General features: G+C 27.8%; 19 protein-coding genes and 4 tRNA genes. 16 read left to right on the top strand and 7 right to left on the bottom strand.

The window, feature by feature from the left end; genetic code table 11:
• Window positions 1–492: 492 nt before the first annotated feature.
• On the top strand, window positions 493–1242 hold the full coding sequence (locus AAT22_RS15245) for an acyl-ACP thioesterase domain-containing protein (RefSeq protein WP_047001846.1): 750 nt from the start codon (window positions 493–495) through the stop codon (window positions 1240–1242).
• A gap of 40 nt (window positions 1243–1282) precedes the next feature.
• Here AAT22_RS15245 and AAT22_RS15240 read toward each other — a convergent pair whose 3' ends face one another.
• Complete coding sequence (locus AAT22_RS15240; protein ID WP_047001845.1) at window positions 1283–2527, bottom strand: NAD(P)/FAD-dependent oxidoreductase; 1245 nt, start codon at window positions 2525–2527, stop codon at window positions 1283–1285.
• Between the two features lie 335 nt (window positions 2528–2862).
• On the opposite strand from AAT22_RS15240, the gene AAT22_RS15235 reads away from it, so the two are divergent.
• From AAT22_RS15235 to AAT22_RS15220, 4 genes are all read left to right on the top strand, one after another.
• Window positions 2863–2937 (top strand) — tRNA-Glu (locus tag AAT22_RS15235).
• A gap of 4 nt (window positions 2938–2941) precedes the next feature.
• Window positions 2942–3017 (top strand) — tRNA-Val (locus AAT22_RS15230).
• Between the two features lie 5 nt (window positions 3018–3022).
• A tRNA-Asp gene (locus tag AAT22_RS15225) sits at window positions 3023–3099 on the top strand.
• A gap of 25 nt (window positions 3100–3124) precedes the next feature.
• Window positions 3125–3199: transfer RNA gene (locus tag AAT22_RS15220), tRNA-Thr, on the top strand.
• A gap of 96 nt (window positions 3200–3295) precedes the next feature.
• On the opposite strand, the gene AAT22_RS15215 is transcribed toward AAT22_RS15220, so the two are convergent.
• Window positions 3296–4270 carry an ATP-binding protein gene (locus AAT22_RS15215; RefSeq protein ID WP_047001844.1) on the bottom strand — a complete coding sequence of 325 codons (975 nt, stop codon included), beginning with the start codon at window positions 4268–4270 and terminating at the stop codon, window positions 3296–3298.
• Entirely contained in the window at window positions 4263–5267 is a 1005-nt protein-coding gene (locus AAT22_RS15210) for a DnaD domain protein (RefSeq protein ID WP_047001843.1), read from the bottom strand. The genes AAT22_RS15215 and AAT22_RS15210 overlap by 8 nt, the downstream gene beginning before the upstream one ends.
• 165 nt (window positions 5268–5432) lie before the next feature.
• On the opposite strand from AAT22_RS15210, the gene AAT22_RS15205 reads away from it, so the two are divergent.
• The gene (locus tag AAT22_RS15205; RefSeq protein ID WP_052953978.1) at window positions 5433–6536 is read left to right on the top strand and encodes a peptidoglycan DD-metalloendopeptidase family protein; all 1104 of its coding nucleotides are present in this window, start codon (window positions 5433–5435) and stop codon (window positions 6534–6536) included.
• 48 nt (window positions 6537–6584) lie between these two features.
• Here AAT22_RS15205 and AAT22_RS15200 read toward each other — a convergent pair whose 3' ends face one another.
• From AAT22_RS15200 to AAT22_RS15185, 4 genes are all read right to left on the bottom strand, one after another.
• Window positions 6585–7778 (bottom strand): S8 family serine peptidase, encoded by a 1194-nt coding sequence (locus AAT22_RS15200; protein WP_047001842.1) that lies wholly within the window; start codon window positions 7776–7778, stop codon window positions 6585–6587.
• 127 nt (window positions 7779–7905) lie between these two features.
• On the bottom strand, window positions 7906–8337 hold the full coding sequence (locus AAT22_RS15195; protein ID WP_047001841.1) for a DMT family transporter: 432 nt from the start codon (window positions 8335–8337) through the stop codon (window positions 7906–7908).
• An 82-nt stretch (window positions 8338–8419) separates the two neighbouring features.
• Window positions 8420–8875 (bottom strand): dUTP diphosphatase, encoded by a 456-nt coding sequence (locus AAT22_RS15190; RefSeq protein WP_016207917.1) that lies wholly within the window; start codon window positions 8873–8875, stop codon window positions 8420–8422.
• A gap of 148 nt (window positions 8876–9023) precedes the next feature.
• Window positions 9024–9566: a hypothetical protein gene (locus AAT22_RS15185; protein WP_016207916.1), complete on the bottom strand. Its 543-nt coding sequence runs from the start codon at window positions 9564–9566 to the stop codon at window positions 9024–9026.
• 281 nt (window positions 9567–9847) lie between these two features.
• Here AAT22_RS15185 and AAT22_RS15180 point away from each other — a divergent pair, with 281 nt between their 5' ends.
• The 10 genes from AAT22_RS15180 to AAT22_RS15140 all read left to right on the top strand — a co-directional run bounded on the left by AAT22_RS15180 (window position 9848) and on the right by AAT22_RS15140 (window position 17524).
• Window positions 9848–11107 carry a UDP-N-acetylglucosamine 1-carboxyvinyltransferase gene (locus AAT22_RS15180; RefSeq protein ID WP_016207915.1) on the top strand — a complete coding sequence of 420 codons (1260 nt, stop codon included), beginning with the start codon at window positions 9848–9850 and terminating at the stop codon, window positions 11105–11107.
• A gap of 22 nt (window positions 11108–11129) precedes the next feature.
• Entirely contained in the window at window positions 11130–11921 is a 792-nt protein-coding gene (locus AAT22_RS15175) for an MBL fold metallo-hydrolase (RefSeq protein ID WP_016207914.1), read from the top strand.
• Between the two features lie 23 nt (window positions 11922–11944).
• Window positions 11945–12106: a CxxH/CxxC protein gene (locus tag AAT22_RS18880; RefSeq protein WP_016207913.1), complete on the top strand. Its 162-nt coding sequence runs from the start codon at window positions 11945–11947 to the stop codon at window positions 12104–12106.
• A gap of 46 nt (window positions 12107–12152) precedes the next feature.
• Entirely contained in the window at window positions 12153–12650 is a 498-nt protein-coding gene (locus AAT22_RS15170) for an SEC-C metal-binding domain-containing protein (protein WP_047001840.1), read from the top strand.
• A 175-nt stretch (window positions 12651–12825) separates the two neighbouring features.
• Window positions 12826–13467: a lactate utilization protein gene (locus tag AAT22_RS15165; RefSeq protein WP_016207911.1), complete on the top strand. Its 642-nt coding sequence runs from the start codon at window positions 12826–12828 to the stop codon at window positions 13465–13467.
• A gap of 204 nt (window positions 13468–13671) precedes the next feature.
• Window positions 13672–14286, top strand: a complete 615-nt coding sequence (locus tag AAT22_RS15160; protein WP_047001839.1) for an Hsp20 family protein — start codon at window positions 13672–13674, stop codon at window positions 14284–14286.
• A 73-nt stretch (window positions 14287–14359) separates the two neighbouring features.
• Window positions 14360–14839, top strand: coding sequence for a 23S rRNA (pseudouridine(1915)-N(3))-methyltransferase RlmH (gene rlmH / locus AAT22_RS15155; RefSeq protein WP_047001838.1), 480 nt, complete (start codon window positions 14360–14362; stop codon window positions 14837–14839).
• 173 nt (window positions 14840–15012) lie between these two features.
• Complete coding sequence (locus AAT22_RS15150; RefSeq protein WP_052953977.1) at window positions 15013–15273, top strand: hypothetical protein; 261 nt, start codon at window positions 15013–15015, stop codon at window positions 15271–15273.
• Window positions 15274–15396: 123 nt separating this feature from the next.
• Entirely contained in the window at window positions 15397–16239 is an 843-nt protein-coding gene (locus AAT22_RS15145) for a DNA adenine methylase (RefSeq protein ID WP_047001837.1), read from the top strand.
• The gene (locus AAT22_RS15140; RefSeq protein WP_047001836.1) at window positions 16232–17524 is read left to right on the top strand and encodes a hypothetical protein; all 1293 of its coding nucleotides are present in this window, start codon (window positions 16232–16234) and stop codon (window positions 17522–17524) included. The genes AAT22_RS15145 and AAT22_RS15140 overlap by 8 nt, the downstream gene beginning before the upstream one ends.
• Window positions 17525–17530 lie beyond the last annotated feature (6 nt).

Here is a 17530-nt window from a genome sequence, read left to right as displayed (position 1 = left end):
CTTGACAGGGTCAAGTTTACACGGGAGTTTTTTTTGTTAATATTTTCAAATTATGATTAATAGTTTCTTATTTTTAAGGAGATTGATGATAAATTTATTCAAATACATAATAATATAAAAAGGATAAATACTATAATGACTAGCATTTATAAAAGATAATTAAAATAAAAAATATATTTTTATAATGAAAGTTATGAGTTTGACTTAAAAGTAAAAAGGTATATAATTTTATATATAGTTTTTAGTGGAAAAAATATTTTAGTTCACAGTGCACAATTCACAGTTCACAGTTATTAATTAGTTGAGAGTTGAAAATTGAGAGTTGAAAGCTATGGATAAAACTACTATGTAGTTTTTAAAATTAATATAATTTTCTTAATTCAGCAAAGCTGAATTATTTCCATAGTATTCAACTTTCCACTATCAATTATCAACTAGAGGAGACTGTGAACTGTGCCTTGTGAACTGTGCACTTTTCTACAGGAGGATATTATGGGAAAGACTTATAGTAAAGAATATGAATTACATTATTATGATGTAGATAGTAATTTAAGAGGATCAATGTCGACTATAATTAATATATTATCTGATATTGGAACTAAACAATCAGAAGTTCTTGGATCAGGGATGGAAAGTTTGATGCAAAATAATATGACCTGGGTGTTTTATAATTATCATGTAAAAATATTTAGGCACCCAATGTATGGGGAAAAGTTATCTGTAACAACTGAACCGGCTGGGTTTAAAAAGTTTTATGCATTGAGAAATTATGAAATTAAAGATAGTGGTGGAAATATAGTAGTATCAGCAAATGCAATATTTTTATTAATTAATTTAGAAAAAAGAAAAATGATGAGAATACCAAATGAGCAATATGAAATTTATGGTGTATCAGAAGATATGAAAGAAGAATTTAAAATACCAAGGTTAGAGAAGCTTGAGAATTATAAATATGAAAGAAGTTTTAGAGTAAGATATTCTGATATAGATTCAAATAAACATGTTAATAATACTAAGTATTTAGATTGGGCTATTGAGACATTACCAGAAGAGATTGTTAACAGCTATGCTTTGGCAGAGGTAATGGTTACCTTTGAAAAGGAATGTAAATATGGAGAAGAAGTTAAAGTTCTAACAGATATTAGAGAAGAAGAGGGTGACGAATTAGTAACTATTCACAGAGTAGAAACTAAGGATGGTAAAGAATTAACTAAGTTAATTGGACGCTGGAGAAAAAATTAAAGGGTAGGGAGAAGTCATAATACTTCTCCTTATTTTAATTCTAAGAACTTGCGATATTTCTTGAAACAAATTGACCAGAGCTCCATGCCCATTGAAGATTAAAACCACCACAGTCACCATCAACATCTAGTATTTCACCACAAAAATATAAATTTTTAACTAATTTTGATTCTAAGGTCTTTTCATTAATTTCTTTAGTATTAACTCCACCTATTGTAACTTGAGCCTGATTAAAACCATTAGTACCTATACATTTAAACTTCCAATTCTTTAATATATTAATAAGTCTTTTTTTATCATCCCATTGTAAGTCATAGCAAGAAGAGTGTAAGTTTTTTATTCTTGATTCTTTTAATATAGTAGGAATTAACTTTTTGTTTACAATACCAATAAGGGAATCTATTATTGGTCGATGTCCAAATACAGCAAAATGTCCTTCGAGAAAGTCTTCAATTTCATCAATAGATTGATCAGGCATCATATCTACTAATATTTCAACCTTATTCATTTTAGAAAGTGCTTTAGAAGCATAGCCTGAAATTTGAAGAATAGGCGGACCAGATATACCATAGTCAGTAAATAATATTTCTCCAAATTCTTTTCTTGTTGGTTGATCATTAACAAGTAATGTAGCGTATCCATCAAATTTTACACCAGAAATAGATTTTAAATATGAATTATCTAGTTTGAGTTGAACTATTCCGGGGATAGTTTCAATTATTGAATGACCAAGAGATTTGGCTAACATATATCCAGAACCATCAGAGCCTGTTTTTATTGCAGATTTTCCTCCACAGGCTAAAATTAATTTATTACATGTGAATAAATTATTATCTTCATTACTTGTGGATATTTTAAAAATATTTTGCTTGTGGATATCTTTTACTTTACAATTTGTATATAAAGGAATATTTCTATCCTCCAATGCAAGTTTTAAAAGATCTACAACAGAAGATGCTTGAAGAGATTTAGGATACATTTTACCATTTTGTAACTCTACAATTGGAAGACCTAGTGATAAAAAAAAGTCTTTCGTATCATCTACATTAATAGCTGATAAAACATTTGAAAAAAATCCTGTATTTTCGCTATGATAAGAAGAAAATGGGTATGAAATTGTATTATTAGATATATTGCATCTACCATTTCCAGTTGTAAGAATCTTCTTACCAATTCTATCTGTGCTTTCAATTATAGCAACATCTATCCCGAAGTCCTTAGCGGTAATTGCTGCAGATAAGCCAGATGCACCGCCGCCAATTACAATTAAATCATGATGTATCATAAGAATTCTCCTTAATAAAGTAGTTAATTTAAATAATAACATAAATATTATTAATATTAATTTAAATAATAATATTATTATTTAAAATTATAATATAATTTATTGAAATATGGTATATAATAAGAAGTATCAAATAATCAAAAGAAAGTTAAAATAAGATATAACAAGCTAAAGTAAAGAAATAACTTTATTATATTATTAACATAAATCAATGTATTAATGGTAGAATTTAAAAATAAAAAAAAAAGTTGTTAAAAAGTGTTGACACTATATTAAAATTTATGTATTATAGTTAATGTGCTCGCCGACAGAATGTGACGGCGAAAGCAAAGCAAGGCTCCTTGGTCAAGCGGTCAAGACACCACCCTTTCACGGTGGTAACAGGGGTTCGATTCCCCTAGGAGTCACCAGTATGGAAGCATAGCTCAGCTGGGAGAGCATCTGCCTTACAAGCAGAGGGTCACAGGTTCGATCCCTGTTGTTTCCACCATATTTGGCTCAGTAGCTCAGTTGGTTAGAGTGCCGGCCTGTCACGCCGGAGGTCGAGGGTTCGAGCCCCTTCTGAGTCGCCACTTTAAGTGAAGAATTATGTTATGTGCTGGCATGGCTCAACGGTAGAGCAGCTGACTTGTAATCAGCAGGTTGTAGGTTCGATTCCTATTGCCAGCTCCAAAAGATTTTAGATTACTCTAAAGTCTTTTTTTATTTTAGAAAATTACATTTTAATAAACCAAAAGTGCAGTATTAAATATATACTGCACTTTTGGTTTATTTTCTTTTTAAATTTAATTGTATTCTTATATCTTCAGAATAAAATTTATATAATTTAAAATTACCAAGTAAACGAGAAGAAATTCTTTCAGAATAATTTTTGCTTATATCAGGTAAAGATAAATTTGTAGAGACTAGCATTTTCTTCTTCTTTAATAATTTTTTATTTAAAAAGTTAAAGAATTCCGTAGCTGAGAATTCAGTTAGTTGCTCTGCACCTAAGTCATCAATAATTAATAAATCACAATTTATTAGAAGATCTTCTAGGTTATAATTATTTTCGAAGCGTATTTCCCTTAAATCCTTAATTAGCTCATCTATAGTTCTGTATACTACTAAATAACCATTATCAAGAAGCTCTTTTGCAACACAGCAACTTAAGAATGTTTTTCCAGTACCAGAATCACCATAAAAAAGCACATTATCAGAATTATTATTAAAATTAGGTATAAAGTTTCCTTTTAAATATTCAATAATATTTTCTATATTTTTTCTAGGGGTATATTTATCATCACTTATCCTATAATTTGCAAATAAGGATAAGTCAAAGTTATTAAAATTATTAACCCTTAAGGTATCTTGTAAGTCAGAATCTTTATAATATAAACTAACTAATTTACTCTTATAGCAAGAACATTTTGAATTACCAATATAGCCTTGATCCTTACATTTATGGCATCTGTAATTAAGTGTTAGGTATTCTTGGTCATACCCGCTAGCTACAAGAGCTTCATATTTTTTAAATCTTAATTCTGTTATTTCTTCTTTCAATTTTTTTAATTCTAATTCATTTAATCCTTTTAGAATAGACATAGCTAAATTAAGAGATTTTTTTTGAATTAAATTATCCATTTCTAAAATTTCAGGATGTTTTTCTTCAATTTCACTACGTCTTTTTTTTAGTTTTTTCTCTTCTTCAATTCGTATATTTTCATATATTGATGTTAATTCCTTTTCATATCCTTTAATCATCATTATCCCATCCTAATAACTTCTTTTCTAAATCATCATAATCATAGTCACGACCTTTAAAATTATTAAATCTTAATTTAGGTTTTTCATAAGAATTAGCTTTTTGATTATTAAAATTCTTTTTAGAAGATGAATTTTTGAAAGAGGCTTCTTTTTCCTCTATTTGTTTTAAGGTTCTTAAGTTATCCTTATTCCAGCTTGCTAATATTCCATCTATATATTTAAAATCTGCTCTATTTAACCTTTGAAAGCATATATCACAAGCTTTTTTTATGATATCTAAAGAAAAATTATAAGTTGTAGTCCATTTTTCTAACATATCTTCTTGCGGTTTCATTATTTCTGTATTTCTAATACCTAAAAATTTAAGAATTTCTCTATAAGTGCCCCACTTATCTTCCGTTTTTCTTATATAATTTTGAGCATCATAAATAGTTTTTATATTCATTTCATTCCAAGCTAATGCTACCTTTTCTATATATCTGTGATTTGTTTTTCCTTTGGAAGCACAAAACTCAATTAGTAATAGTATCAATTCTGAAGAAAAGTCAAAATCTTTTTTCCATCCTATATAAGTAGCAAACTCACTAGGGGATAGAGGACGGCCTAATAATTTTTCAATATCCTTTAGCATACCATTATTAGTTTCATCTGATAATTCTTCTAATAAATTGAATTGATTTTTACCAACAGATTTATCCTCAGAAAGATCTATAAATTCTATTTCAAAGTTTCCCATTCGATCTATTGGAATTAATTTAATAATACCTTCCTCATTCCAATAGTTAAGTGCATTTATTATATCAGACTCTAAAAGATTTAATGTAGTAGCTAATATTGAGGCGTTAACGCCTATTTCACCAGTAAAATTATATTTAAGCATTAAAAGATATACTTTAATAAATTCCCCTCTAGCTTTTGGTATATACTTTTCAATAAATATATTGCTTACAGGAGTAAAGTCTAAAGGCTTTGATTTAAGCATAAAAGTGCTCATAATTACATCTACCTTTCTAAAAGTAATATTACAATAAGTTAATTATAACAAAGTGAAGTAATAGGCTCAACATAACTAAGGAATATAAAAAAAGAATATTATTTCTAAATTTGGCAAAACTAAAAGATGTGTTGCTTAACATTATTAAAAATGAAAGGAGTTTTTATGGATAAAAAAGGAGACTCGATAAGGTTAGTTGAAAAATTTACAGTATCGATATTTATAATTATACTTGTAGTAAATATTAATTTAATTAAAGCAAATGCAAAGATAAATGAACCATTTAGTAATATGAACTTAAATAACAAAACATATACTATATCTAATAGAATATCTAATAATAATATAATTGATAATCTATTAGTTGCATTAACAGGAAAAGTAAATGGATATGAGTTAGTTTTAGAGGATAGGGTAGTAGGATATACTTCACTAGAAAATAATATGAATAATATAAAAGATTTAGTATTACAAAAATATATAAATGAAATTAATATTAGACAAGATGCAGTATTATCTTTTGAAATAGAAGGAGATATTAAGCTAAAGGAAGATAGATTTGATGTATCTTTATTACAAACTAATAAAGAGTTATCTGATTATATATATGACTTATCAAAGGAAGATAAAAATAACATTAAACTAAGTTTAAAGTGTATTGATGAAGAAATAGTTAAGGTGCAGCCTAGCACAACGATAATCCCTACTGAAGATATGTATTTGGGAGAAAGTAAAGTCGAATATGGAGAAGTAGGATTGAAAAACCAAGTAAGGGAAGTTACATATAAAAACAAGGAAATTACAGAAAGCAATATAATAAGAGAGGAAATTATAAAAAAAGAAGTAGGTAAAAAAATATATAGGGGAACTAAGAACCCTTATGATTATGGTATGGCTTTTTTAAAAAGTCCAACTAGGGGGGGATATATGACCTCTGGGTATGGAGAAAGATGGAATTCATTTCATAAGGGGATAGACATCGCGGGAAATATAGGAGACGATGTTCTTGTTGCTATGGATGGAGAAGTAATTTACTCTCAATATAATGATGGAGGCTATGGTAATTTAATAATTGTTAAGCATGAAGATAATATGAATACATATTATGGACACTTAGATGATTTTTATGTAAAGGTTGGAGAGAAAGTTAAAAAGGGCGATATAATTGGAGCTATAGGAAATACTGGCTTTAGTACTGGTCCTCATTTACATTTTGAACTTAGAGTAGATGATGAACCTGTAGATCCAACAAATTATATAGTACAATAATATTAAATATACAAATATAAAATGAAAGGTACTACTTTAAGTAACCTTTCATTTTACTATAGACTTAATATTTACTTTACCATCGCCTTGATAATTCTTTGGAATCTCTACTGGTTCGCAGGCAATTTTTAAAAGAGACCTTATATCTTTTGGTGTTAAGCTTTGATCACCTTCATAGACTAAAGCACATATACCGGAAACATAAGCAGCAGCTAATGATGTACCAGTAAATGTCTTGTATGAGCTATCAAGCTTTGAAGGGTATAATTTAATACCATCTCTTTCAGAGATATAATTGGTATTAGAGTTTAAAGATACTATATTAACACAAGCAGCGCATAAGTTAGGTTTGGAGTCTTTCTTTAAGCCTCCTATTGATGAATAAGTATAAGGTTTAATTTTGGAAGTGGAATCATATCCTGAAACAGTTATACAATCGTTACATAGTGCGATTCCTGTAATAGATCCATCAAAGTTTCTATTGCTGCCACTTGGAACTATACAAGTTATATTTTTACTATTTTCTAAAGATACCATTGAGCTAAAACATTTTTGAACAAATACATTATAATTTAAAAGCTCAAAGGGTAAACATAAAACTTTAATATTATTTTTTTCACTTGTTTCAGCTATAAGTTCCATTGCATAAAGTATGTCAGATATAAATCCTTTGCCACTTTTATCAAAGGCTTTATAGCAGTGAATATTACAATTTGGAGCAATACCACGATACATTCCATTGGATTTTTCACCATTTCCAGCAATAATTCCAGCGGTACAAGTTCCATGGCCATTATCATCATAAGGATATTTAAGATTATCTATTATATCTACAAATGTAGATATTCTATTTATTGGAGTAACTAAATCAGGATGAGGATATACTCCAGTATCTATTATAGCGACACCAATGCCATTACCCTTACTTTTTGTTTTGTTAGATAGTCTAACCTTATTTGCAGTACTAACACTCATACCACATAAAAATAAGTACTCATCAAAGCAAATATATTCTACTTCAGGATATTCCAATAATCTGTGAATAGCCTTAGAATTTAATTTTGCACAAATTAAATTACAATGTTTTATATTATTTATAAGCATACCATTATATGAGGATATTTTTTTTATTAAACTTTCCTGAAATCTTTTATATTTAATAATTACCCTATAATTATTATAGGGTTTTGATAACATACAGTTTTTTAAGTTTAAGTCTAATTTTTTATTAGAAGAAAACATAATATACTCCTAAAATTGATTACAATATATAGTATATTAAAAGTATGATTTTTGTTAATAGTTATAAATTAATATATAAAAAAAGGTAATATGTAAGTTTTCTTAAAGAGTAAAAAAAAGAGAAGTATTAACTTCTCCATTTAAAAATAATAATTCCTAATATCATAATAGCTATACCTATAAATTCCTTTAAGTGAAATGATATTTTTTCTGTTCCAAACAAGCCAAAAGCATCAATCATGCCAGCAGAAGCTAATTGGGCAACTAAAATTATACCTATACCACATGTTGCTCCCATAGCACCAATACTTTTCATAACAGTAAATATAATTATAACACCTAAAAATCCACCTAATAAATAAAGCTTATTTACATCTTTTATAGCTTTAAAATTACCTTTCCCAAATAAGGTTACAATAATTAGAGTAACTATTAAAGCAGTTCCTTGAACTATAACATTTGTTTCCCAGGTTCCTACCTTTTCTTCTAACTTAGTATTAAATATACCTTGTAATGTCATGGATATGCCTGAAATTATTGCATAAATAATTGCCAACATTTAAATCACCTCTAAGATAGTATTCCATTTAAAGATGATAAATATGAAAAAACCTTCTATGTTTTTTATAGAAGGTTTTTTGTTATATACTAATAAATGACTCTGTGATTTTAGATTCTGAATAACCTAAAGTGATTCCTAAGCTAATAAAATCTTCAATAAGAGTTATATAATGATCTTCAGATGGTGATATTATTAAATCATTTAAGTCTATAAATAAGTTTAAAAATTGATCGCTTAAACAGTAATCATTTGGCTTTATAATAATTTCTTGTATACTGTCATAATGTCTATAAATTCCAAGATTAATTATATGAGAAAAACAATCTAAGTATTTTTCAAATAATATAGACTTATTTACTGGAATATCTTCTGATAACCAATATTTATAACATTGGGTCTCGTCAGCTAGATAACTAAGCTTTGTATGTAATTCTAAGTGTTTTCTAGCCCAGATTTTATATTCGCTTAAAGTGTTATCAATAATAATATTTTTATTTTTTTCCTTTTGTGCTTCAAAAAAAGCTATTATTTCCATAAATATCCCCCTATTTTTAAGGATTTACTATTATATATTTTACAAAAATATTTTACAAATGAAAAGCGGGGTAAACGAATACAAAAAAATAAATTTTTTTATGTTAAGAAAAATAAAAAAAGTGTTTAAATTTAAACACTTTTTCAACTTATAAATATAAATTCTTTTTTAATGGATAACTTTTTATTAAAGTTTCCCTTTTATTGGTAGATACCTTCCAAATTTCAATTCTATCAACTTTAAGAGTTTCACAATTAGATTTAAAGTTAACTTCGCCATCAAATTTTTTCATATCCTTAGGTATATAGTTAAGATTAGCTAAGGATATATGCATTGATAATTCACTATTATAATTTTGTATATTAAACCCATGTAATTTTAATGTATCACTCATTAATCTATTAAGCCTTTTGATATATCCTACATCTTCTATTTTCATATTTAAAGTCTTATTGGTTTCAGAAACTGAAACTTCTGTAGATAATTGAACTTTAAAGTTTTTATAGGGCTTAACTATCTTATCTATCACAACATCTAATTTATCTATATTAGGATTTTCAATTATTTCTAAGGGAATATAAGGTGTTGGCGAATTCCTATTTGCTCTAAAACGTTTAGATAGATTTTTTTGGATTGGATTTAAACTTTTATAAGACTCATCATCAAATAATGCCACTAAATAGTATTTCATAGCTTTAGCCTCTCTTATTAAATTAATTTGTATAGATACAAACTATGTTATAAATTATAACATATTACAAAAAAATTAAAAAGGAAATATAAATAAAAGTTCAATATTATAAAGGTTAGTAAAAAAGCTTTTATTTGGAAGAAAAAACTCTATTTCCTTAAATTATTTTTATGTTATAATGAGTATTGTAAGTTTTTAAGAATGTCACAGAAAAATGGTTAATAGTTGAAATAATAGGAAAGATTAATATATATACATAAAATATGATAAGGGTGAAATGGATGGAAAAATTAGTTATAAGCGGGGGAAAATCTCTAAAAGGTTCAGTAGATATAAATGGTGCCAAAAATTCAGCTGTAGCTATATTACCAGCAGCAATAATGGCAAGTGAAGGAAAATGTACAATAGATAACGTACCAGATATAGAAGATGTACATTGTCTTGAAAGAATATTAAGAAGTCTTGGATGTACAGTAAATAAACTAGATAACAATACTTTAGAAATAGATGCTACAGATGTAAGAAGTGTGGAAGCGTGTACTGATGATGTAAGAAGAATGAGAGCTTCATATTATTTTATTGGAGCTTTATTATCAAGATTCAAAAAAGCAAGAGTGGAACTTCCAGGGGGATGCCCTATAGGAGTTAGACCAATAGATCAACATATAAAAGGATTTGAAGCATTAGGAGCTAGTGTAACTATAGAACATGGAGCAGTTATTGTTGAAGCTGAACATTTACATGGAGCAAATATATTTTTTGACGTTGTAACAGTTGGAGCAACTATAAATGTTATGATAGCAGCAACACTAGCAGAAGGAACAACAGTACTTGAAAATGTTGCAAAGGAACCTCATGTAGTAGATGTTGCAAATTTTTTGAACTCTATGGGAGCAGATATAAAAGGTGCTGGAACAGATATAATTAGAGTAAAAGGTGTAGAAAAGTTATCAGGATGTAATTATAGTGTTATACCAGATCAAATTGAAGCAGGAACATTTATGATAGCAGCAGCAGCTACTAAAGGTGATGTAACTATAACTAATGTTATACCAAAGCACTTAGAATCAATTGCAGCAAAACTTATTGAAATGGGAGCTACAGTTGAAGAGGGTGATGATAGTGTTAGAGTATATGTTGAGAGAGACTTAAAAGGAGTTAATGTAAAGACAGCTCCATACCCAGGATTTCCAACAGATGTACAACAACCTATGTCAGCTTTATTAAGTATAGTACCAGGTAAGAGTTTAATTGCTGAAAGTATTTGGGAAAGTAGACATAAGCACATAGATGAACTGAAAAAAATGGGAGCAACTATAAAGGTAGAAGGAAGAACTGCTATAATTGAAGGTAGTGAAAAGTTAGCAGGAGCTAGTGTTATAGCTACAGATTTAAGAGCTGGGGCAGCAATGGTTATAGCTGGATTAGTTGCAGAAGGTGTAACAGAAATATTAGAAATTGAACATATTGATAGAGGATATCCGCATATTGAAGATAAGTTTACTGCATTAGGTGCAGATATTGTGAGAGTAATAGAATAGTATCTGCATGGGGGATAGTAAAATGAAATTTTGCTCATTATATAGTGGGAGCAGTGGAAACAGTATGTTTATTGCTTCAGAGCATGCTAAAATATTAATAGATGCGGGTTTGCCAGGAAAAAAAATAGATGACGCTTTAAAAATCATAGGAGAAAATCCAGGAGATATAGATGGAATATTTGTTACTCATGAACATTCAGACCATATAAGAGGAATTGGGGTATTATCGCGTAAATATGATATTCCAATATACACTAACTCAGACACCTGGTCAGCTATGGAGGCAGGAATAGGAAAAATAAAAGAACATAATATAAGAATAATGGATAGAAGGTCCACATTATCTATAAAGGATTTAGATATAACATCATTTAATATACCTCATGATGCAGTTGCACCAGTAGGATATACAATGCATTATAAAAGAAAAAAGATAAGTGTGACTACAGATTTTGGAATATATACAGAAGAGATAAGAGATAATATAAAGGACTCGGATATAATATTATTGGAAAGCAACCATGACGTAAATATGCTAAAGTTTGGACCGTATCCCTACAATTTAAAACGAAGAATTTTAAGTGAAGTTGGACACTTATCTAATGAAGATTGTGGCAAAGCTATAGTTGATTTAATTAGATATAAACCAAACAAAAAGATAATATTAGGACATTTAAGTGGTACTAATAATCATCCAGACCTGGCATTAGAAACTGTTATTGGAGTATTGAGGGAAAATGATATAGTATCAAAATTAGATATAGAATTAACTATGGCTGATAGACACAGTCCAAGTAACATAATAGAAATTTAGTTATTAGGAAGAAGATGATTTATATGGATAGTAGAAAAATATACGCATGTAAGGATCATGTTGAAGATGCAATGGATGATTTTATTAATTATGAAGAAACATTTCCTATTATAGAAGAAGTAAAAGGTGTTAAATGTAATTATTGTGAAAATGATTCATGTTACATAATTAAATCAAAAGAGTAAAACTTATTAAATTAATTATAAAACCATTTAAAAAGGAGAATGAACTATGAGTTTATATAAGCAATGGACAGATATGGTAGTTGAATATGTTAAGACAAAAGGAGAACAAGCTTTTTGGGATGAGTATATGGAAATTGAAAAAGCTATATACAAAGAAATATTATCTAAGCATAAAGATAATTTCAAATTTACAATTAGTGATTTAGCAGCTAAACATAATACAACAGAAGAATTCGTTATGGGATTTGTTGATGGAATAAATGATAGCTTAAAAGAAACACTTGATTTAGAAGTTTTATCAGCTAATGATGAAATTTCATTACAAGTAGATTTAGAAAAACTTTATATTAATATGTTAGATGCAAAAGCTGAATACTTATATACACTACCACAATGGGAAGGAATATTCTCGCCAGAAAAGAGAAAAGAATTACAAAAAACATATAGAGAATCTGTTATTGTAAGAAATGAAAATAAAGTAGGAAGAAATGATCCTTGTCCATGCGGAAGTGGAAAGAAATATAAAAAGTGTTGTGGAAAATAATTTTATTAAAAGGCCTATGAATTTGGGTCTTTTTTTGTTATAGAATTAGATAATATATAAAGTACAAGTAATAATAAATATTTATATAAATATATTTTAAAAGTATATTAGTTTAAATTTAAAATTCATTTTATTATAATAAATATGAAAATAAAAATTATTGGGGGAAGATTATATGGATAGTAGTTTAAATTGGGTTAATGAACAAAGGATAAAAAGGACAATAGAGTCATTAAATAATAATAATATGAATGGATATTTAGTAAATTCAAAGGAAGAATTATTCTTTAAAATTGAACAATTAGTTTCTGAAGGTTCAGTAGTATCTTGTGGTGGATCAATGTCCTTATTTGAATATGGAGTTATAGATTATCTAAGAAATGGAAGATATAAGTTCTTAGACAGATATAAGGAAGGTTTAACATCAGAACAAATTACTAAAATATTTAAAGAGAGCTTTTTAGCGGATGCATATTTTGCAAGTAGTAATGCAGTAACTGAAGATGGAAAGTTATATAATGTTGATGGGAATGGAAATAGAGTAGCAGCAATGTTATATGGACCTGATAAGGTAATCCTTTTAGTAGGAGTAAATAAAATAGTAAAAGACATAGACGAAGCTATAAAAAGAAACAGAGAAATATGTGCTCCAGCTAATGCAAAGAGACTAAACAAGAAAACTCCATGTACAAAGGTTGGATATTGTATGGATTGTAAAAGTAATGAAAAGGTATGTAGAGAATTTACCGTTATAGCAAGCCAAAATAGGAAAGATAGGATCCACGTAATATTTATGAATGAAAATATAGGATACTAGTACAATTCATACTGGATAATTATTGATGTAACTTATTCTAGATTACTAAAAATAAATTAAACTTAAAAACTTTATTAGAGTTTTTATTAAACTTAATTTTAAGTTCTTAATTTTTATTGTGATATATCTCCTTTTATTGTGTCAAAAAGCCTTATATAAAATAAAATTATATTATATAAGAATTTTTTAAGTAGGAGATATAATATGTTTCAGATATTCCCTTTTTTAATGAACAATATGACTGGTGGAATGTTTAATGGAAATAGTAATAATACTAACAATATAAATAATTTTAATAGTAATTATGGATATACTAGTTTTACTAGCAGTAATAATATATTTGGAGCTTTTGGAGGTACGTTTAATACTGTATTTAGTGAAGTTTTTACTTCATTAGTCACAAACGAAAGTTTAATGAATAATATAGTAGACTCAGTATTAAATAGTGAAGCTTTAAATTCGGTCTTTAGCAGCATAGAAGATGAATTAGACTTAAAATTTATTGATTATGGAGATAGATATTTGATAGAAGGAAAGTTAGTTGGTCTAAATAAAAAAGATATAGATATAGACTATGAAGAAGATCACATAAGAATTAAAGTTAAAAAAAATCAATTTTTTAGTAATGAAAATTCAATGGTTGCAATCTTTCAAGAAGGATCAAATTTAGAAAAAAGCTATTATGTTCCTAATGTTGAACCAAGTAAGATACAAGCTGTTTATAATGCAGATGTACTTAGAATTTATTTAAAGAAAAAAATTCCAATAGAAAAAGGAACAACGGTAATAGACGTTGAAAACTTTACTAATGCAGATTAAATTATTTATATCGATAATAGCATAAAGCATCCACTAGTTAGAAAAAGATAAAACTTAAGAGGAGAAAATGGTTATGAATATAACAATAATTTCAGTAGGTAAATTAAAAGAAAAGTATCTAAAGCAAGCAATAGATGAATACTCAAAAAGATTAACCAGATATTGCAAACTAGATATAATAGAGCTTCAAGATGAAAAAACACCAGATAATGCTTCGGAAAAAGAAGAAATGCAAATAAAAGAAAAAGAAGGCGAACTTATACTATCTAAAATAAAGGATAATATGTTTGTGATTGCAATGGACTTAAAAGGAGAAAATCTAACTTCAGAGCAATTTGCAAACTACATAGAAAACTGTGGAGTAATGGGAAACTCAAACATAGCCTTCATAATAGGCGGAAGCTTAGGATTATCACAAAATGTTATAAAAAGAGCAAATTATAAACTGTGCTTCTCAAAAATGACATTTCCACATCAATTATTTAGAGTAATGCTTTTAGAGCAAATATATAGAGCGTTTAGAATAATGAAGGGGGAACCGTATCACAAGTAAATGAGGTTTTTACTAAAATTGTAAAAGTTAATTGAAATATATGACATTCCAATAATAGGCTTTAATACCTTGTAATATATATAATAAGTTAAATTATATATATTTAAAAATAATGTTTATTGTAATATAATTGATGTAAAGGTAATTATATATTTAATGAGAGGTGTTAGTATATGGGGGAATTATGTAAAGTATGTGGAAAAATGTTGAATCGCTCTCAATACAGTAAGGATGGACAGCTTAAATCTTGTCCTAATTGTTCGACAGCAAATGGAGAGGAGCATGTATATTATTCATACCCTGAATATTTTGGCACGACTCCAAAGAGGGCATCAAGCAATAGACCAGATGGACCACAGAGTCACTGTGAGAGTTGTAGATTTGAAAAAGGGAGTTATCCGAATCCTGTATTATGCAGTGAAATTGAAAAATAAGTGTGGTAAGATGTAACCTTTGAACTCTCAAAGGTTATTTCTATGTAGCAAAAGTGTGGAAACGTATGTTCTTTTTAGCGAATTTGATTTATAATTAAATATATAATACTTTGGAGGGATAATATGAAAAAGAATAAAATAGTCTTAGCCGCACCTGTATTGAAGTGGGTAGGTGGAAAAAGACAGTTAATGAATGATATAGTAAAGTTATTACCCAAAACATATACAACATATTATGAGCCCTTTATAGGTGGTGGAGCAGTATTATTTGAATTGCAACCTAATAAAGCCGTTATTAATGATGTTAATGGTGAGTTAATAAATTTATATAATGTAATTAAGTATGATGTAGAATTATTAATAGAAGATTTAAGAAAGCATGAGAATACACCAGAATATTTTTATGAAATTAGAGAACTGGATAGAGATAGAAATGAGTATGGAAAATTATCTGAAGTTGAAAAAGCATCAAGAATAATTTATTTAAATAAGACATGTTTCAATGGTTTGTTTAGAGTTAATAAGGCTGGAGAGTTTAATTCACCATTTGGAAAATATAAAAATCCTAATATAGTTGATGAAGTAACACTTAGAGCTGTGAGTAAGTATTTTAATAAAGCAGATGTAAAAATTTTGAATGGTGATTTTGAAAGTAGTTTAAAGGGAATAAGAAAAGGGTCTTTTGTATATTTAGACCCACCATATGACCCAGTTTCTAATAGTGCTAACTTTACTGGGTATGACAAAGGTGGATTTAATAGAGATGAGCAAATAAGATTAAAAAAGTTATGTGATAAGCTAAATAAAAGGGGTGTCAAATTTTTATTATCTAACTCTGCTACAGACTTTATTAAGGATTTATACAAAGACTATGATATAACAATTGTTAAGGCTAAAAGGGCTATAAATTCAAATGGTAATGCAAGAGGGGAAGTAGATGAGGTTTTGGTGAGGAATTATGAGTAAAGGTAAAAATGATATTGCTTGGGAAAAACTATTTAGTAAATATGATATAATTTCTAAGGTTGAAAAGAAGGGTAAGTTTGAAATATCGTCAAAAGAGATTAATGAGGAAAGGGAAGCTCGATTAATGACTAAATTTGACCATAAAGTAAATTTACCTAAAATATTCACAGATAATAAATTATCTATATTACCTATTACAAGAGGAAATTATATTATAGCAAAATTTGAAACGTATAGTAAATTTGAAAATGTAAATCCGGAGATTGTAAGAGTACAATTTCCGGAACATATTACAAGCATAGATTATGAGAATATAACAAGTGAAGCTATGGCAATTAATTGTGCTTATGTTTCAGGAATAATTCATGATTTTGTAGAGGATGAAGAATTATTGCCAACAGTAAGTGGTAGGATGAGCTCGGATTTATTTAATTTTAAAATAAAAAATATAGCTACAAAAGATGATATGGATATTGAAGTTGTAAACTCTCAGATAGAAATTGATGGAGGATATGAGGGAATTCGAACATTGGCATTAATAGAAGCTAAAAATTCAATATCGGATGATTTTATAATAAGGCAGTTGTATTATCCGTATAGATTATGGAGTAATAAAATAGATAAAAAAGTAAAACCAATATTTATGGTATATTCAAATGGTATTTATAACTTATATGAGTATGAGTTTAAAGATAAAGAAAATTATAATTCATTAGTATTGGTAAAACAAAAAAACTATACAATTGAAAATATAGACATAGAGATAAAGGATATAATAGAGATTTTTGAAAATACAGAGATTATGGACGAGCCTGAGATACCATTTCCTCAAGCAAATAGTTTTAATAGAGTTATTAATTTATGTGAGTTGTTATATAAAAATGATATGATGAAACAAGAAATAACTGAAAATTACGATTTTGACCCAAGACAAACTAATTATTATACTGATGCGGGTAGGTATATTGGTCTTATAGATAAAAGAAGAGAAAAAGGTGGAGTGAGATTTTTTTTGACTCCAGGGGGAAGAAACATATTCAAGTTGAAATATAGGGAGAGACAATTAAAATACGTGGAGTTAATATTTAAGCATAAGGCTTTTAGGGAATGCTTTAAGGAATGTTTAATATCTAGTGAGATTCCAACAAGGGAAGAAGTTGTAAGGATTATGGAAGAATCAGAATTATATAGAATTGAGTCATATGATACTTATAAACGAAGAGCTTCCACTATAACAGGATGGGTTAACTGGATAATAGAATTAACAAAAATAGTATCTGAGTAAAAATTT

The organism is Clostridium sp. C8 (assembly GCF_001010885.1).
In the GTDB taxonomy this organism is placed as follows: Bacteria; Bacillota; Clostridia; order Clostridiales; family Clostridiaceae; genus Clostridium; species Clostridium sartagoforme.
This window is presented reverse-complemented; position numbering and strand designations above follow the sequence as displayed.

Coding starts and splice junctions, on each gene's coding strand:
- AAT22_RS15200 (WP_047001842.1), bottom strand. CDS start 7,778: ATGTTTTCTTCTAATAAAAAATTAGACTTAAACTTAAAAAACTGTATG.
- AAT22_RS15160 (WP_047001839.1), top strand. CDS start 13,672: ATGTTTCAGATATTCCCTTTTTTAATGAACAATATGACTGGTGGAATG.
- AAT22_RS15245 (WP_047001846.1), top strand. CDS start 493: ATGGGAAAGACTTATAGTAAAGAATATGAATTACATTATTATGATGTA.
- AAT22_RS15240 (WP_047001845.1), bottom strand. CDS start 2,527: ATGATACATCATGATTTAATTGTAATTGGCGGCGGTGCATCTGGCTTA.
- AAT22_RS15170 (WP_047001840.1), top strand. CDS start 12,153: ATGAGTTTATATAAGCAATGGACAGATATGGTAGTTGAATATGTTAAG.
- AAT22_RS15140 (WP_047001836.1), top strand. CDS start 16,232: ATGAGTAAAGGTAAAAATGATATTGCTTGGGAAAAACTATTTAGTAAA.
- AAT22_RS15150 (WP_052953977.1), top strand. CDS start 15,013: ATGGGGGAATTATGTAAAGTATGTGGAAAAATGTTGAATCGCTCTCAA.
- rlmH (WP_047001838.1), top strand. CDS start 14,360: ATGAATATAACAATAATTTCAGTAGGTAAATTAAAAGAAAAGTATCTA.
- AAT22_RS15175 (WP_016207914.1), top strand. CDS start 11,130: ATGAAATTTTGCTCATTATATAGTGGGAGCAGTGGAAACAGTATGTTT.
- AAT22_RS15165 (WP_016207911.1), top strand. CDS start 12,826: ATGGATAGTAGTTTAAATTGGGTTAATGAACAAAGGATAAAAAGGACA.
- AAT22_RS18880 (WP_016207913.1), top strand. CDS start 11,945: ATGGATAGTAGAAAAATATACGCATGTAAGGATCATGTTGAAGATGCA.
- AAT22_RS15215 (WP_047001844.1), bottom strand. CDS start 4,270: ATGATTAAAGGATATGAAAAGGAATTAACATCAATATATGAAAATATA.
- AAT22_RS15195 (WP_047001841.1), bottom strand. CDS start 8,337: ATGTTGGCAATTATTTATGCAATAATTTCAGGCATATCCATGACATTA.
- AAT22_RS15190 (WP_016207917.1), bottom strand. CDS start 8,875: ATGGAAATAATAGCTTTTTTTGAAGCACAAAAGGAAAAAAATAAAAAT.
- AAT22_RS15185 (WP_016207916.1), bottom strand. CDS start 9,566: ATGAAATACTATTTAGTGGCATTATTTGATGATGAGTCTTATAAAAGT.
- AAT22_RS15205 (WP_052953978.1), top strand. CDS start 5,433: ATGGATAAAAAAGGAGACTCGATAAGGTTAGTTGAAAAATTTACAGTA.
- AAT22_RS15180 (WP_016207915.1), top strand. CDS start 9,848: ATGGAAAAATTAGTTATAAGCGGGGGAAAATCTCTAAAAGGTTCAGTA.
- AAT22_RS15145 (WP_047001837.1), top strand. CDS start 15,397: ATGAAAAAGAATAAAATAGTCTTAGCCGCACCTGTATTGAAGTGGGTA.
- AAT22_RS15210 (WP_047001843.1), bottom strand. CDS start 5,267: ATGAGCACTTTTATGCTTAAATCAAAGCCTTTAGACTTTACTCCTGTA.